General features: G+C 56.5%; 12 protein-coding genes and 1 riboswitch. Of the genes, 8 read left to right on the top strand and 4 right to left on the bottom strand.

The features are described 5' to 3' along the window. Positions 1 to 47: 47 nt before the first annotated feature. On the bottom strand, positions 48 to 2,699 hold the full coding sequence (gene ppc, locus K7R23_RS07560) for a phosphoenolpyruvate carboxylase (RefSeq protein WP_012907776.1): 2,652 nt from the start codon (positions 2,697 to 2,699) through the stop codon (positions 48 to 50). A gap of 308 nt (positions 2,700 to 3,007) precedes the next feature. Then, the gene (gene argE, locus K7R23_RS07565; protein WP_012907775.1) at positions 3,008 to 4,159 is read right to left on the bottom strand and encodes an acetylornithine deacetylase; all 1,152 of its coding nucleotides are present in this window, start codon (positions 4,157 to 4,159) and stop codon (positions 3,008 to 3,010) included. Between the two features lie 88 nt (positions 4,160 to 4,247). Between argE and argC the strand changes: the two genes are divergently transcribed. From argC to oxyR, 4 genes are all read left to right on the top strand, one after another. Continuing rightward, a complete protein-coding gene (gene argC / locus K7R23_RS07570; RefSeq protein WP_012907774.1) occupies positions 4,248 to 5,252 on the top strand; it encodes an N-acetyl-gamma-glutamyl-phosphate reductase in 1,005 nt (334 codons plus the stop codon). A 7-nt stretch (positions 5,253 to 5,259) separates the two neighbouring features. Next, positions 5,260 to 6,036 (top strand): acetylglutamate kinase, encoded by a 777-nt coding sequence (gene argB / locus K7R23_RS07575; protein WP_148222109.1) that lies wholly within the window; start codon positions 5,260 to 5,262, stop codon positions 6,034 to 6,036. Positions 6,037 to 6,176: 140 nt separating this feature from the next. Further along, positions 6,177 to 7,550 (top strand): argininosuccinate lyase, encoded by a 1,374-nt coding sequence (gene argH, locus K7R23_RS07580; RefSeq protein WP_012907772.1) that lies wholly within the window; start codon positions 6,177 to 6,179, stop codon positions 7,548 to 7,550. Between the two features lie 286 nt (positions 7,551 to 7,836). After that, entirely contained in the window at positions 7,837 to 8,754 is a 918-nt protein-coding gene (gene oxyR / locus K7R23_RS07585; RefSeq protein ID WP_012907771.1) for a DNA-binding transcriptional regulator OxyR, read from the top strand. Here oxyR and sthA read toward each other — a convergent pair. Beyond that, positions 8,737 to 10,137 carry a Si-specific NAD(P)(+) transhydrogenase gene (gene sthA / locus K7R23_RS07590; protein ID WP_012907770.1) on the bottom strand — a complete coding sequence of 467 codons (1,401 nt, stop codon included), beginning with the start codon at positions 10,135 to 10,137 and terminating at the stop codon, positions 8,737 to 8,739. The two genes, oxyR and sthA, sit on opposite strands and share 18 nt — an antisense overlap. 198 nt (positions 10,138 to 10,335) lie before the next feature. Here sthA and fabR point away from each other — a divergent pair, with 198 nt between their 5' ends. Together fabR and K7R23_RS07600 are read left to right on the top strand one after the other, a co-directional pair. Next, the gene (fabR, locus tag K7R23_RS07595) at positions 10,336 to 10,986 is read left to right on the top strand and encodes an HTH-type transcriptional repressor FabR (RefSeq protein ID WP_043013910.1); all 651 of its coding nucleotides are present in this window, start codon (positions 10,336 to 10,338) and stop codon (positions 10,984 to 10,986) included. Further along, positions 10,986 to 11,345: a YijD family membrane protein gene (locus tag K7R23_RS07600; protein WP_012907768.1), complete on the top strand. Its 360-nt coding sequence runs from the start codon at positions 10,986 to 10,988 to the stop codon at positions 11,343 to 11,345. The genes fabR and K7R23_RS07600 overlap by 1 nt, the downstream gene beginning before the upstream one ends. Positions 11,346 to 11,602: 257 nt before the next feature. Here the strand turns inward: K7R23_RS07600 and trmA are convergent, their stop codons facing one another. Further along, positions 11,603 to 12,703, bottom strand: a complete 1,101-nt coding sequence (gene trmA / locus K7R23_RS07605; protein ID WP_012907767.1) for a tRNA (uridine(54)-C5)-methyltransferase TrmA — start codon at positions 12,701 to 12,703, stop codon at positions 11,603 to 11,605. Positions 12,704 to 12,817: 114 nt separating this feature from the next. Continuing rightward, a riboswitch (cobalamin riboswitch) is annotated at positions 12,818 to 13,011 on the top strand. Positions 13,012 to 13,076: 65 nt separating this feature from the next. Between trmA and btuB the strand changes: the two genes are divergently transcribed. Both btuB and murI read left to right on the top strand, forming a co-directional pair. Then, on the top strand, positions 13,077 to 14,915 hold the full coding sequence (btuB, locus tag K7R23_RS07610) for a TonB-dependent vitamin B12 receptor BtuB (RefSeq protein WP_012907766.1): 1,839 nt from the start codon (positions 13,077 to 13,079) through the stop codon (positions 14,913 to 14,915). Continuing rightward, on the top strand, positions 14,860 to 15,711 hold the full coding sequence (gene murI, locus K7R23_RS07615) for a glutamate racemase (protein WP_012907765.1): 852 nt from the start codon (positions 14,860 to 14,862) through the stop codon (positions 15,709 to 15,711). The genes btuB and murI overlap by 56 nt, the downstream gene beginning before the upstream one ends. Positions 15,712 to 15,978 lie beyond the last annotated feature (267 nt).

Raw genomic sequence — 15,978 nt, forward strand, 5'->3', positions numbered from 1 at the left:
TTTAGCGCACCCTCGCGCAATAGCACGAGGGTACGAAAAATAGGAATTTAGCCGGTATTACGCATACCTGCGGCAACGCCGGCGATGGTGACCATCAGCGCCTGTTCCACGCGCGGGTCCGGCTCTTTGCCCTGTTCTTCCGTCAGGCGTGAGCGGTGCAGCAGTTCGGCCTGCAGAACGTTCAGCGGGTCGGTGTAGATATTCCGCAACTGAATAGATTCGGCAATCCACGGCAGATCGGCCATCAGATGCGAGTCGTTGGCGATATCCAGCACCACTTTGATGTCCTCTGCCAGCAGATTACGCAGTTCTTTGCCCAGCGGCCACAGCTCTTTGGCGACCAGACGCTGATCGTAATATTCCGCCAGCCACAAATCCGCTTTGGCGAAGACCATTTCCAGCATCCCGAGGCGGGTGGAGAAGAATGGCCAGTCGCGGCACATGGCTTCCAGTTCGCTCTGCTTGCCGTCTTCGACCACTTTTTGCAGCGCGGTTCCTGCGCCCAGCCAGGCTGGCAGCATCAGTCGGTTTTGCGTCCAGGCGAAGATCCACGGGATGGCGCGCAGCGATTCCACTCCGCCGGTCGGACGACGTTTCGCCGGTCGTGAACCGAGCGGTAGTTTGCCCAGCTCCTGCTCCGGCGTTGCGGAACGGAAATAGGGCACAAAGTCTTTATTTTCGCGAACGTAGCCACGGTACAGATCGCAGGAGATAACCGACAGTTCGTCCATGATATGACGCCAGGCGTCCTTCGGCTCCGGCGGCGGCAGCAGGTTCGCCTCCAGAATCGCGCTGGTGTAAAGCGACAGGCTGCTGACGGTCACTTCCGGCAGGCCGTACTTAAAGCGGATCATCTCGCCCTGCTCGGTGACGCGCAGGCCGCCTTTCAGACTGCCCGGCGGCTGGGAGAGCAGCGCCGCGTGGGCAGGCGCGCCGCCGCGACCAATGGAGCCGCCGCGACCGTGGAACAGCGTCAGTTCAATGCCCGCTTTTTCGCAGGTCTTGATTAACGCATCCTGCGCCTGATACTGCGCCCAGGACGCCGCCATCACCCCGGCGTCTTTCGCCGAGTCGGAGTAGCCGATCATCACCATCTGCTTGCCCTGAATCAGGCCGCGATACCAGTCGATGTTCAGCAGCTGGGTCATGACGTCGTCGGCGTTATTCAGGTCGTCAAGGGTTTCGAACAGCGGGGCAACCGGCATCGCGAAGCCAATTCCGGCCTCTTTTAACAGCAGGTGGACGGCCAGGACGTCAGACGGCGTTTTCGCCATTGAGATGACGTAGGCGGCAATCGACCCTTTCGGCGCTTCGGCAATGACCTTACAGGTATCGAGCACTTCGCGGGTGTCGTTGCTCGGCTCCCAGTGACGTGGCAGCAGCGGACGCTTGGAGTTCAGCTCGCGGATCAGGAACGCCTGTTTGTCCGCTTCGGACCAGCTTTCATAATCGCCGATGCCGAGGTAGCGGGTCAGTTCGCCCAGCGCTTCGGTATGACGGGTGCTTTCCTGACGGATATCAATGCGCACCAGCGGTACGCCGAAGCATTTCACGCGACGCAGGGTGTCGAGCAGTTCGCCGTTGGCGATAATGCCCATGCCGCAGGCCTGCAGCGACTGGTAACAGGCGTACAGCGGCTCCCACAGCTGTTCGTTTTGCGTCAGCAGTCCCGCCGGCTTCGGCAGTTTTTCGCCTTTCAGACGCGCTTCCAGCCACGCCTGGGTCGCCATCAGGCGGGAACGCAGATTTTTCATCAGATAGCGGTACGGCTCACTGGCGCCTTCTTCGCCAACCATCGCTAACAGCTCCGGCGTGGCGTCGACCATCGACAGCTCTGAGACCAGCACCTGAATATCTTTCAGGAACAGATCGGTGGCCTTCCAGCGGCTCAGCAGCAGAACGTGGCGGGTAATGTCCGCGGTGACGTTCGGGTTGCCGTCGCGGTCGCCGCCCATCCATGACGTGAATCGCACGGGGACAAAATCAACCGGCAACTGATAGCCGAGATTCTCTTCCAGCTGTTCGTTCAGTTCGCGCAGATAGTTCGGCACGCCCTGCCACAGGCTGTTCTCCACCACCGCGAAGCCCCACTTGGCTTCATCGACCGGGCTTGGCCGCTGTTTACGAATTTCATCCGTGTGCCATGACTGGGCAATCAGCTGGCGCAAACGGCGCATCAGCTGGTGGCGCTCGTAATCGACGATATCTTTGTTATCGAGCTGTTTTAAGCAGGCGTTGACTTCCACCATTTTGTGGATCAGCGTGCGGCGGGTGATTTCTGTCGGATGCGCGGTCAGCACCAGCTCCAGCGACAAAGATTCCACCGCTTTTTTGATGGTGGCTTCGTTGAGATTCGGCTGGTTTTTGAGTTTACGCAGGGTGCGGGCAATCACTTCCGGGTTGCTGGCGGCTTCGCCCTTCGGCGAAATGCTGTGATACTGCTCTGCGGTGTTGGCCAGGTTGAGAAACTGGCTAAAGGCGCGTGCGACCGGCAGCAGCTCATCGTTTGACAGATTCTGTAACGTGGTGAGCAACTCCTGGCGATTTGCCTCATTGCCAGCGCGTGAAGATTTTGACAGCTTACGGATTGTTTCTACGCGATCAAGAATGTTCTCTCCCAGCGCATCCTTGATGGTTTCTCCCAGCACTTTGCCGAGCATACTGACATTACTACGCAACGCGGAATATTGTTCGTTCATATTAACCCAGACACCCCATCTCTTTTGTAAATGTCCTGATTCTTTCACGCTGTAGCCGTGTTGGCTGCGCTCGTTTGCCGTCTGCTGCAACGCGAAATCGTGCGGACTTAATTTTTTCACATCACTTACTCATCTTATAAAGCCACGTAAAAACCGTGGCGTCAATTGCTGCGAAATCGGTTCAGCAAACCAATAAATAGCGGCTAATTTACGTTATTTAATTCCTCGTGAATCAAATAAGCATTACTTATGAAAATGTAAAAAAACGCCGCGTTTAATACCAAAGAATTAACGCGGCGGGCAGACGATCAGTGCCAGCAGAAATGGTGTACAACCTGGGTAATCAGCTCCCGGGTCGGCTTAATAAAACGCGTCTCCAGATATTCATCAGGCTGATGCGCCTGATTGATGGAGCCGGGGCCGAGCACCAGCGTCGGGCACAGGGTCTGAATAAACGGCGCTTCGGTACAGTAGTTCACCACGTCGGTTTTCTCGCCAAGCAGCTTTTCCACCATTTCCACCAGTTGATGATCCGGCGGGCATTCGTAGCCCGGAATCGGCGGATGCAGTTCCGCCACCGTCAGGCGTCCCGGCCAGCGCTCGCTAACCGGCGCCAGCGCTTCCGCCAGAAGGCCGTCGAGTTCGCTTAACGTCATACCCGGTAGCGGGCGGATATCCATATGCAGTTCACAGCAGGCGCAGATGCGGTTCGATGCGTCGCCGCCGTGCAGGCTGCCGAGATTAAGCGTCGGATAGGGCACGGTGAACGCTTCATAGTGGTAACGCTCTTTCAGCGAGTCGCGCAACTGCATAATGCGGCCAATCGCATCGTGCATCAGCTCAATGGCATTCACACCGCGCGCCGGATCGCTGGAGTGACCGGACTGGCCCAGCACGCGCACCGCCGTAGAAATATGGCCCTTGTGAGCGCGAATCGGCTGCAGCGAGGTGGGTTCACCGATGATGGCGCAGTCCGGACGAATCGTCGCGTTCTCCGAGAAATAACGCGCGCCGGCCATGCTAGTTTCTTCGTCGGCGGTCGCCAGCACGTAGAGCGGTTTTTTCAGTTTCGTTACGTCCACGTCGCGCAGGGCGTCGAGAATAAACGCGAAGAAACCCTTCATGTCCGCCGTTCCCAGGCCGTACAGCTTGTTGTCGTGTTCGGTCAGGGTGAACGGATCGCGGGTCCAGCGACCGTCGTCAAACGGCACGGTGTCGGTATGACCCGTCAGCAGCAGCCCGCCCGCGCCGTGGCCGGTGCTGGCGAGCAGGTTGAATTTATTGCGGGTGCCCGGAACCGGTTGCACCTCTACATTGAAACCAAGTTCGCTGAACCAACCCGCCAGCAGATTGATTAAAGACTCGTTGCTCTGGTCCAACGCTTCTTCGGTGGCGCTGATGGACGGTGTGGCAATCAGGGCGCGGTAAATCTCGATAAATGGCGGTAAGTTCATTTTCATTGTTGACACACCTTAGGTCGTGATAGTATCAATATTCATGCACAAAATGTGAATAAAAATACATTAACGTTGAGCATAAAGGAACCCGATGTTGAATACGCTGATTGTAGGCGCTAGCGGTTATGCGGGCGCAGAGCTTGTAAGCTACGTAAATCGCCACCCTCATATGACCATAACCGCTTTGACCGTCTCAGCGCAAAGCAATGATGCAGGAAAGTTAATCTCCGATTTGCATCCCCAGCTTAAAGGCATTGTTGATCTCCCGTTGCAGCCGATGTCCGACATCCGTGAGTTTTCCGACGGCGTGGACGTGGTGTTCCTGGCCACGGCGCACGAAGTCAGCCACGATCTGGCGCCGCAGTTCCTGGCGGCCGGTTGCGTGGTATTCGATCTCTCCGGCGCGTTTCGCGTCAACGACGCCGGGTTCTATGAAAAATATTATGGCTTCAGCCATCAGCATCCTGAACTGCTGGCACAGGCGGTGTACGGGCTGGCGGAGTGGAGCGTGGATGCGCTGAAAGAGGCGAATCTGATTGCCGTGCCGGGCTGTTACCCGACGGCGGCGCAGCTTTCGCTGAAACCGCTGATTGATGGCGGGCTGCTGGATCTGACCTACTGGCCGGTAATCAACGCCACCAGTGGGGTGAGCGGCGCGGGGCGCAAGGCCGCGCTGTCTAACAGTTTCTGTGAAGTCAGCTTACAGCCGTACGGCGTATTTACCCATCGCCACCAGCCGGAGATCGCCAGCCACCTGGGGGCGGAGGTGATCTTTACTCCCCATCTGGGCAACTTCCCGCGCGGGATCCTTGAAACCATCACCTGCCGTCTGAAGCCGGGGGTGACCCATGCGCAGGTCGCTCAGGCGCTGCGCCAGGCGTATGACGATAAACCGCTGGTACGCCTGTATGAGCAGGGCGTTCCGGCGCTGAAGAATGTGGTCGGGCTGCCATTTTGTGATATCGGTTTTGCCGTTCAGGGCGAGCATTTGATCGTGGTGGCGACCGAAGATAACTTATTGAAAGGCGCGGCGGCGCAGGCTGTGCAGTGCGCTAATATTCGTTTCGGCTTTGCTGAAACGCAGTCTCTTGTTTAAGGGTGCAATGATGAATCCATTAATTATCAAGCTGGGTGGCGTATTACTGGATAGCGAAGAGGCGCTGGCGCGTCTGTTTACCGCGCTGGTTAACTATCGCGAAACGCATCAACGCCCGCTGGTGATTGTCCACGGCGGCGGCTGCGTGGTTGATGAGCTGATGAAAGGGCTGAATCTGCCGGTGAAAAAGAAAAACGGCCTGCGCGTCACGCCAGCCGATCAGATTGACATTATTACCGGCGCGCTGGCGGGAACGGCGAACAAAACGCTGCTGGCATGGGCGAAAAAACATCATATCGCTTCCGTCGGCCTCTACCTGGGCGATGGCGATAGCGTCAAAGTGACCCAGCTTGATGAGGAACTGGGTCATGTCGGGCTGGCGCAGCCGGGGTCGCCGGCGCTGATTAACACCCTGCTGAACGGCGGTTTTCTGCCGGTAGTGAGTTCAATCGGCGCGACGGAAGAAGGGCTGTTAATGAACGTCAACGCGGACCAGGCGGCGACCGCGCTGGCGGCGACGCTGGGGGCGGATCTGATCCTGCTCTCGGACGTGAGCGGCATCCTCGACGGCAAAGGCCAGCGTATTGCTGAAATGACTGCTGCGAAGGCGGAACAGCTGATTGAGCAGGGTATTATCACTGACGGCATGATCGTGAAGGTCAACGCCGCGCTGGATGCGGCGCGTACGCTGGGTCGTCCGGTGGATATCGCCTCCTGGCGTCACGCCGAGCAGCTGCCGGCGCTGTTTAACGGTACGCCGATAGGCACCCGTATTTTAGCGTAAGATTTAATGCCCGGCGGCGCTCTGCTAGCCGGGTCTGCAAGACCGTAGGCCGGGTAAGCGCAGCGCCATCCGGTAGTATTCGTAGGCCGGATAAGCGTAGCGCCATCCGGCATTAACATCAGAATTTAAGGACGTACGTTATGGCACTTTGGGGTGGGCGTTTTACACAGGCAGCAGATCAGCGGTTTAAACAGTTCAACGACTCGTTGCGCTTCGACTACCGCCTGGCGGAGCAGGATATTGTGGGCTCTGTCGCCTGGTCCAAAGCGCTGGTCACCGTCGGCGTGTTAACCGCGGACGAACAGCGCCAGCTGGAAGAGGCGCTCAACGTTTTGCTGGAAGAGGTTCGCGCGAATCCGCAGCAGATCCTGGAAAGCGACGCGGAAGATATTCACAGCTGGGTGGAAGGTAAGCTGATCGACAAAGTCGGTCAGTTAGGCAAAAAGCTGCATACCGGACGTAGCCGTAACGACCAGGTCGCCACCGATTTGAAGCTGTGGTGCAAAGATACGGTCGGCGAGCTGCTTGCCGCCAACCGCCAGCTGCAAAGCGCGCTGGTGGCAACGGCAGAGGTTAATCAGGATGCGGTGATGCCGGGTTATACCCATTTGCAGCGTGCGCAGCCGGTGACGTTTGCCCACTGGTGCCTGGCGTATGTGGAAATGCTGGCGCGCGACGAAAGCCGCCTGCAGGATGCCCTGAAGCGTCTGGACGTCAGCCCGTTAGGCTGCGGCGCGCTGGCGGGCACCGCCTATGAGATCGACCGGGAACAGCTGGCCGGCTGGCTGGGCTTTGCTTGCGCGACGTGTAACAGCCTGGACAGCGTCTCCGACCGCGATCACGTGCTGGAACTGCTGTCGGGCGCCGCTATCGGCATGGTGCACCTGTCGCGTTTTGCCGAAGACCTGATTTTCTTTAACACCGGCGAAGCGGGATTTGTCGAGCTGTCTGACCGCGTGACCTCCGGTTCGTCGCTGATGCCGCAGAAGAAAAACCCGGATGCGCTGGAGCTGATTCGCGGCAAGTGTGGCCGGGTGCAGGGCGCGCTGACCGGCATGATGATGACGTTGAAAGGTCTGCCGCTGGCCTACAACAAGGATATGCAGGAAGACAAAGAGGGGCTGTTCGACGCGCTCGACACCTGGCTGGATTGTCTGCATATGGCCACGCTGGTGCTGGACGGTATTCAGGTGCGGCGTCCACGCTGCCAGGAAGCCGCGCAGCAGGGCTATGCTAACGCCACTGAACTGGCGGACTATCTGGTGGCGAAAGGCGTGCCGTTCCGTGAAGCGCACCATATCGTGGGTGAAACGGTGGTGGAGGCGATTCGTCAGGGGAAAGCGCTGGAGGAGCTGCCGCTGGCGGAGCTGCAAAAATTCAGCGGCGTGATTGGCGACGACGTGTATCCCATTCTTTCGTTGCAGTCATGCCTCGATAAGCGGGCGGCGAAGGGCGGCGTTTCTCCGCAGCAGGTGGCGCAGGCCATTAGCTACGCGAAGGCGCGGCTGGGGTAGAGGAGTTTGCCGGATAAACGAAGCGCATCCGGCAACAAGCTTTAAGAGCCTGGCCCTGTGCCGGGCTTTTTTATGCAAAAAAAATGCGGACCACGGGGTCCGCAAAAGTTCACGTTGGCTTTAGTTATTCGGGTTGAGAGAAACTCTCTGAACGTGCGGTGGCTTCAAGGGTTAAACGTACCGCTCCGTTTCGTGTTGTATTATTAGTCAGAAAGCTTGATAGGGATAATCGTTGGTTGCTATGCTACCTATCGCCATGAACTATCGTGGCGACGGAGGATGAATAATGAATATTCGTGATCTTGAATACCTGGTGGCATTAGCCGAACACCGCCATTTCCGGCGTGCGGCTGACTCCTGTCACGTCAGTCAGCCGACGCTCAGCGGGCAAATCCGCAAGCTGGAAGATGAGCTGGGGGTGATGCTGCTGGAGCGGACGAGTCGTAAAGTGCTGTTCACGCAGGCGGGTTTGCTGCTGGTGGACCAGGCGCGCACCGTGCTGCGTGAGGTCAAAGTGCTCAAGGAGATGGCAAGCCAGCAGGGCGAGACCATGTCAGGTCCACTGCATATTGGCTTAATTCCGACGGTAGGCCCTTACCTGCTGCCGCATATTATTCCGATGCTGCACCAGACTTTCCCGAAGCTGGAAATGTATCTGCACGAAGCGCAAACCCATCAGCTGCTGGCGCAGCTGGATAGCGGTAAGCTGGACTGCGTTATTCTGGCGCTGGTGAAAGAGAGTGAAGCGTTTATTGAAGTGCCGCTGTTCGACGAGCCGATGCTGCTGGCGATCTATGAAGATCACCCGTGGGCGAATCGCGATTGCGTGCCGATGGCCGATCTGGCTGGCGAAAAACTGCTGATGCTGGAAGATGGTCACTGTCTGCGCGACCAGGCGATGGGCTTCTGCTTTGAAGCGGGCGCTGATGAAGATACCCACTTCCGCGCGACCAGTCTGGAAACGCTGCGCAACATGGTGGCGGCGGGCAGTGGGATTACGTTACTGCCAGCGCTGGCGGTGCCGCAGGAGCGCAGGCGTGACGGCGTCGTCTATCTGCCGTGCATTAAGCCGGAACCGCGCCGTACGGTAGGGCTGGTTTATCGTCCGGGTTCGCCGCTGCGCAGTCGCTATGAGCAACTGGCGGAGGCCATCCGTGGGGCGATGGATGGCCATTTCGACAAAGCGTTAAAAAAGGCGGTTTAAGCCGTTCAGCACCGCTACCCGATAGGCTTCGGCCATTGTCGGGTAGTTAAAGGTGGTGTTAACAAAATACTCAATGGTGTTACCGCCGCCTTTCTGCTCCATGATCGCCTGGCCGATGTGAATAATCTCGGCCGCGCGTTCGCCAAAGCAGTGAATCCCGAGAATTTCTTTCGTTTCCCGGTGAAACAAAATCTTCAGCGTGCCGACGTTCATACCGACAATCTGCGCGCGCGCCAGATGCTTAAACTGCGCACGACCCACTTCGTAAGGCACTTTCATCGCCGTCAGCTGCTGTTCGGTTTTCCCCACGGAGCTGATTTCAGGAATGGTGTAGATGCCGGTCGGGATATCTTCAATCAGATGTGCCGTCGCTTCACCCTTCACCAGCGCCTGCGCGGCGATGCGCCCCTGATCGTAGGCGGCGGACGCCAGGCTCGGATAACCAATTACATCGCCCACTGCGTAAACGTGCGGCAGCGCGGTCTGGTACATGCTATTGACCTTCAACTGCCCGCGGCTGTCCGTTTCGAGGCCGATATTCTGTAAGGCCAGGGAGTCGGTATTCCCGGTGCGGCCATTGGCGTACAGCAGGCAGTCGGCCTTCAGCTTTTTGCCTGACTTGAGATGCATAATCACGCCGTCATCGCAGCCTTCAATCTTCTCATACTCTTCGTTGTGACGAATAACGACGCCGCTGTTCCAGAAGTGGTAGGAGAGGGAGTCTGACATCTCCTGGTCGAGAAAGGCCAGCAGACGATCGCGGGTATTGATCAAATCGACTTTAACGTCCATTCCGCGGAAGATCGACGCATATTCGCAGCCGATCACCCCTGCGCCATAAATAATCACGTGACGCGGTTCATGATGCAGACTGAGAATAGAGTCGCTGTCATAAATGCGCGGGTGGGAGAAATCGACGTCCGCCGGATGGTAGGGGCGGGAACCGCAGGCAATGACAAATTTTTCTGCGGTCAGGGTTTCGACCGTGCCGTCGGAGCATTCCAGCGCCAGCGTATGCTCGTCAACGAAATGGGCATTGCCCTGTAAAATTTCGCAGTGGTTACGCTCATAGAATCCCTGCCGCATACGCGTTTGCTGGTTAATCACGTTATCGGCATGGTTAAGAATGTCGGCGAAGGAGGAACGGAGCAGGCGGGAGTGATCGCTGTAAAGGGGGTTCTGGTTAAATTCAATAATACGACTGACGGCATGGCGGAGCGCTTTTGACGGGATGGTGCCCCAGTGGGTGCAACCGCCGCCAACGTTATGGTAGCGCTCAATAACCGCAACGCGGGCTCCTTGCTTAACCAGACCCATTGCAGCGCCTTCGCCGCCGGGGCCTGAACCTATTACTATGGCATCGTAATCCCAGGAATGTGGCATGGTATGACTCACCTGTTTTTATACATAAAATAAACACGATGATAACATTCGCCTGCCTTTAACCCAATTATCGTTGTGCTTTTTTGCGAAGCAGGAGCACAAACTGCGCGTAAACAATCATTCACAAAGCTGAACAAACAGATTAACTTTGAACTCTGGTATAGTGCCAGGCAAGGCATATGGAAGGACTCAGACATCGTGATGGGCGTTAGAGCGCAGCAAAAAGAAAAAACCCGGCGTTCGCTGGTAGAAGCCGCATTTAGTCAACTGAGCGCTGAGCGTAGCTTTGCCAGCCTCAGTTTGCGTGAGGTTGCGCGGGAAGCGGGTATTGCGCCAACCTCATTTTATCGTCATTTCCGTGATGTTGACGAACTGGGGCTGACAATGGTCGATGAAAGCGGCCTGATGCTGCGACAGCTGATGCGCCAGGCGCGTCAGCGCATCGCCAAAGGCGGGAGCGTGATCCGTACCTCGGTTTCCACATTTATGGAGTTCATTGGCAACAACCCGAACGCCTTCCGTTTATTATTGCGCGAACGTTCCGGCACCTCGGCCGCTTTTCGTGCCGCCGTTGCGCGTGAAATTCAGCATTTTATCGCGGAACTTGCGGACTATCTGGAACTCGAAAACCATATGCCGCGCGCCTTCACGGAAGCGCAAGCCGAAGCGATGGTGACGATTGTCTTTAGCGCGGGGGCTGAGGCGCTGGATGTGGGGGCGGAACAGCGCCGACAATTAGAAGAGCGACTGGTATTGCAACTGCGCATGATTGCGAAAGGGGCCTATTACTGGTATCGCCGTGAACAAGAGAAGATGTCCCTTATGCCGGACAATGTGAAGGAAGAGTAATGAAACAGTCAGTTCAGGATAAAGGTACGCTGCTGCTGGCGCTGGTCGCTGGCTTATCGATCAATGGCACATTCGCGGCGCTGTTCAGCTCTATCGTGCCGTTCTCTGTATTCCCGATTATTTCGCTGGTGCTGACGGTGTACTGTCTGCATCAACGTTATCAGAATCGCACCATGCCCGTGGGGTTGCCGGGTCTGGCTGCGGCCTGCTTTATTCTTGGCGTGCTGCTGTACAGCACCGTGGTGCGCGCGGAGTATCCGGATATCGGCTCCAACTTCTTCCCGGCGGTGCTGTCGGTGATTCTGGTGTTCTGGATTGGCGTGAAGATGCGTAATCGCCCGCAGGATATCGCGGAATAACGTCAATGCCGGATGGCGACGCAAGCGCCTTATCCGGCCTACAGGGGCATATATTACGTAGGCCAGGCAGGCGAAGTGCCCCAGCAAAACGCCGAGTGGTGTACTCATTTGTAGGCCGGGCAAGCGAAGCGCCCCCGGCAAAACGCCGGATGGCGTACTCATTTGTAGGCCGGGCAAGCGAAGCGCCCCCGGCAAAACGCCGAGTGGTGTACTCATCTGTAGGCCGGGCAAGCGAAGCGCCCGGCAAGCCGCCTCTGCTACTTCGCGGTGAGTAGCACCCCGCACTCCATGTGGTGCGTGTAGGGGAACTGATCGAACAGCGCCAGACGTTCAATCTTATGCGTCTGGCTTAATGTTTCCAGGTTTTTGCACAGCGTCTGCGGGTTACAGGAGATATATAAAATCCGCGGGTACGCCTGCACCATCTTCTCTGTCTCGCTGTCCAGCCCGCTGCGCGGCGGATCGACAAAAATGGTTTCGCACTGATAGCTTTTCAGATCGACACCCTTCAGGCGGTTAAACTCGCGAACGCCATTCATCGCCTGAGTAAATTCCTCTGCCGCCATGCGAATAATCTGCACGTTTTCGATGCCGTTCGCCGCAATGTTGTACTGCGCCGCGGCGACGGACGGCTTGGCGATTTCAGTGGCCAGCACGTGGTCAAAGTTACGCGCCAGCGCTAAAGAGAAGTTGCCGTTGCCGCAGTATAGTTCCAGCAGATCGCCTTTCGACCCTCTGGTGACATCCAGCGCCCACTCCAGCATCTGAATATTCATCGCCGCATTCGGCTGGGTGAAGCTGTTTTCTACCTGACGGTAGATCATCTCTTTACCCGCCACCGGCAGACGTTCGTCGATGTAATCCTGATCCAGTTCGATCTTGGTCTTCGTCGCCCGGCCAATCAGATGCACGTTCAGATTCTGCGCGCGCAGGGCGTCACGCAGTGCTTCCGCTTCCTGCCGCCACGCCTCGTCCAGCTTCTTATGGTACAGCAGCGACACCACCGCCTGGTTGCTCATGGTGGTGAGGTAATCAATCTGAAACAGCTTTTGCCGCAGAACAGGGTTGTTGCGCACGCCTGCAATCATTGCGCTCATCAGTTGGTTAATCAACTCACTCGCCGCCGGGAAGCTGTCGACGCGAATGCGGCTTTTCGTCTGCTGATCGAAAATAATATGGTACAGGTCATCGCCGTCGTGCCAGATGCGGAACTCGGCGCGCATACGGTAATGGCTGACCGGCGAGCGGAACACTTCCGGAACCAGGTCAGAAAACGGCGCCATCATACTCTGTAAGCGCACCACTTTTTCGGCGAGCTGCGCGTCATACTGTTCTGTCGGAAGGTGTTCGGGGGTCATGATGCATCCTGAAAAATAAAAGTACGCGGGGATTGTAGGGATTGCTCAACGGATGTCCAGTTATTGATGACTTCTCATATTTAACAAACGCGCTGGACAGTAAGTTGTAACAGACTGTAGCATCCGTGTGCCGGTCCTGTGAGTTAAAAGGGAATCCAGTGCGAATCTGGGGCTGACGCGCAGCGGTAAGGAAAGGTGAAATGAGAGCGTAAGCAGACACTGCCTGCGGGTGGGAAGTCTTCATTTCTGCTATCCCCTAAAAGGATAACCTTCCGAGCCCGAAGACCTGCCGGCTAACGTCGCAACTGGTTTTCATCATCGCGTACTATCGGTGGGACCTGCGGCATCCTTCTTATATTGCGGATGCTTTACAATGATTAAAAAAATGTCGCTGCTGACGGCGCTCTCCGTCACGGCTTTTTCTGGTTGGGCACAGGATGCCACCCCGGACACGCTTGTCGTCACGGCAAATCGCTTTCAACAACCCGTCAACACTGTACTGGCCCCTACGGATATCGTTACCCGGCAGGATATTGAACGCTGGCAGTCCAGAACCGTGCTGGATGTTATGCGTCGTCTGCCGGGCGTGGATGTCGCGCAGAATGGCGGCATGGGACAGAGCTCTTCGCTTTTTGTGCGTGGGACTGAAGCCAAACACGTCCTGGTGCTGGTGGATGGCATTCCGGTCGCGCGTCCGGGTATTACCAATAACTCCGATATCGACCAGATTCCGGTTTCGCTGGTGCAGCGCATCGAATATATCCGCGGGCCGCGTTCAGCGATCTACGGTTCCGGTGCGATTGGCGGCGTGGTCAATATCATCACTATGGCGGGTGAAGAACGTTCACAGATCAACGCAGGCGTTGGGTCAAAGGGCTACCAGCAATATGATGGTGCCTGGCGTCAGCGCTTCGGCGATACGGTGGTGACAGCGGCGGGCGCTTACCAGACCACTAAAGGCTTCGACGTGCAGCCGCGCTCCAGCTATAGCGGGGATGGCGATCGCGACGGTTATCGCAACAAACTGTTCTGGGGCAGCGTTGAACATAAATTCAACGATAATTTTGATGGCTATTTTCGCGGCTACGGCTATGCCAGCAACGCCGACTATGACCAGGGCAACTGGGGTTATGACGGCGGAAACGATGAGCACCAAAATTACACCCAGTCGTGGGATACCGGGCTGCGTTTCAATTCCGGGATCTACTCGTCACAACTGGTGGCAAACTACCAGCGTATTAAAGACTACAACTACAGCAGTCTGAACGGGCGTTATGCAACAGGTTATAGCCTCGATGACATGGAGCAGCGCTATATCCAGTGGGGCAACAATGTTGTTGTGGGACATGGGGCTATCAGTGCCGGCGTCGACTGGAAGCAGGAAAAGCTGATGTCCTTTGGCGAGTACGGGACTGATAATTACAAGCGCGACAACACCGGGCTTTATCTGACCGGGCAGCAGCAGATCGACAGCGTGACGCTGGAAGCCTCGGGTCGTGAAGATCACGACGAGCAGTTTGGCTGGCACGGCACCTGGCAAACGGCAGCAGGGTGGCAGTTTGTCGACGATTATAAAGTGACGCTTTCCTATGGTACGGGCTTCCTCGCGCCTTCGCTTGGGCAGCAGTTTGGCGCTGAACGGTTTGGGATTGCCTCCAACCCGAACCTGAAGCCGGAAGAGTCAAAGCAATGGGAAGCTGGATTAGAAGGATTGACCGGGCCGGTTGACTGGCGTCTGTCGACCTATCGCTACAAAATCCAGAATCTGATCGATTACAACGACAATACCTACTTCAACGTCAAATCCGCGACCATTAAAGGCCTGGAGTGGACCGGCAATCTCACTACGGGACCGGTCGATCATCGCTTAACGTTGCAATATGTCGACCCGCGCGATGATGAAACCGATCAGCAACTTTACCGTCGCGCAAAACAGCAGGTGAAGTATGAGCTGAGCGGCGAGGTGTATGAGCTGGGGTGGGATGTGACCTATCAGTACATTGGTGAACGCTATGATTACGACTATGACAATTCCCGCAGAGTCAAAATGGGCGGACTGAGCGTATGGGATATCGGACTTTCTTATCCTGTCACCTCACATCTCACAGTTCGTGGTAAAATAGCCAACCTGTTCGATAAAGATTACGAGACAGTTTATGGCTACCAAACTGCAGGACGGGAATACACCTTGTCTGGCAGCTACACCTTCTGATCCCCGTCCCACCGTGCTGGTCTTTGACTCCGGCGTCGGTGGGTTGTCGGTGTACGATGAGATTCGGCAACTCCTGCCGGATCTCCACTATATATACGCTTTTGATAACGTGGCTTTTCCTTACGGGGAGAAGAGCGAAGAGTTTATCGTCGAGCGCGTTGTCGAGATAGTCACCGCAGTACAGCAGCGCAGTCCTCTTTCTCTAGCGGTGATTGCCTGTAATACCGCCAGCACCGTCTCGCTTCCCGCCCTGCGTGAAAAGTTTGCTTTCCCGGTAGTTGGCGTTGTCCCGGCCATTAAGCCAGCGGCGCGCTTAACCGCCAATGGTATTGTAGGGCTGCTGGCGACGCGCGGTACGGTGAAACGGCCCTATACGCACGAACTGATTGCACGCTTTGCCAATGAATGTCAGATCGCGATGCTGGGTTCGGCTGAACTGGTTGAACTGGCCGAAGCGAAACTGCACGGTAAACCTGTACCGCTGGAGGAGCTACAGCGGATCCTGCGTCCGTGGCTGCGTATGTCAGAGCCTCCCGACACGGTAGTGCTCGGCTGTACGCACTTCCCATTATTAAAAGAAGAGCTATTGCACGTTCTGCCGGAAGGGACGCGACTGGTGGATTCCGGCGCGGCGATTGCGCGGCGCACGGCCTGGCTGCTGGAACACGAAGCGCCGGATGCGAAATCAACGGCGGCGAATATTGCTTACTGTATGGCGCTGACGCCGGAAACCGAGCAACTTTTACCCGTTTTGCAGCGCTACGGTTTTGAAACGCTCGAAAAACTGGCGGTTTAATGGCAATTTGAGTAAATATCAGGCACTCGGAAAATTATTTTAAATTTCCTCTTGTCAGCCCGGAATAACTCCCTATAATGCGCCACCACTGACACGGAACAACGGCATACAGGCCGCCGGGTCAGCGGGGTTCTGAGAGGAACTTCACGGAGAAAAGCAAAAAATAAATGCTTGACTCTGAGGCGGGAAAGCGTATTATGCACACCCCGCGCCGCTGAGAAAAAGCGAAGCGGCACTGCTCTTTAACAATTTATCAGACAATCTGTG

It is taken from the genome of Citrobacter rodentium NBRC 105723 = DSM 16636 (assembly GCF_021278985.1).
GTDB lineage: Bacteria > Pseudomonadota > Gammaproteobacteria > Enterobacterales > Enterobacteriaceae > Citrobacter_A > Citrobacter_A rodentium.

Excerpts from the sequence above, each read along its gene's own strand:
- ppc (WP_012907776.1), bottom strand. The coding sequence starts at position 2,699 with ATGAACGAACAATATTCCGCGTTGCGTAGTAATGTCAGTATGCTCGGC.
- argE (WP_012907775.1), bottom strand. The coding sequence starts at position 4,159 with ATGAAAATGAACTTACCGCCATTTATCGAGATTTACCGCGCCCTGATT.
- argC (WP_012907774.1), top strand. The coding sequence starts at position 4,248 with ATGTTGAATACGCTGATTGTAGGCGCTAGCGGTTATGCGGGCGCAGAG.
- argB (WP_148222109.1), top strand. The coding sequence starts at position 5,260 with ATGATGAATCCATTAATTATCAAGCTGGGTGGCGTATTACTGGATAGC.
- argH (WP_012907772.1), top strand. The coding sequence starts at position 6,177 with ATGGCACTTTGGGGTGGGCGTTTTACACAGGCAGCAGATCAGCGGTTT.
- oxyR (WP_012907771.1), top strand. The coding sequence starts at position 7,837 with ATGAATATTCGTGATCTTGAATACCTGGTGGCATTAGCCGAACACCGC.
- sthA (WP_012907770.1), bottom strand. The coding sequence starts at position 10,137 with ATGCCACATTCCTGGGATTACGATGCCATAGTAATAGGTTCAGGCCCC.
- K7R23_RS07600 (WP_012907768.1), top strand. The coding sequence starts at position 10,986 with ATGAAACAGTCAGTTCAGGATAAAGGTACGCTGCTGCTGGCGCTGGTC.
- trmA (WP_012907767.1), bottom strand. The coding sequence starts at position 12,703 with ATGACCCCCGAACACCTTCCGACAGAACAGTATGACGCGCAGCTCGCC.
- btuB (WP_012907766.1), top strand. The coding sequence starts at position 13,077 with ATGATTAAAAAAATGTCGCTGCTGACGGCGCTCTCCGTCACGGCTTTT.
- murI (WP_012907765.1), top strand. The coding sequence starts at position 14,860 with ATGGCTACCAAACTGCAGGACGGGAATACACCTTGTCTGGCAGCTACA.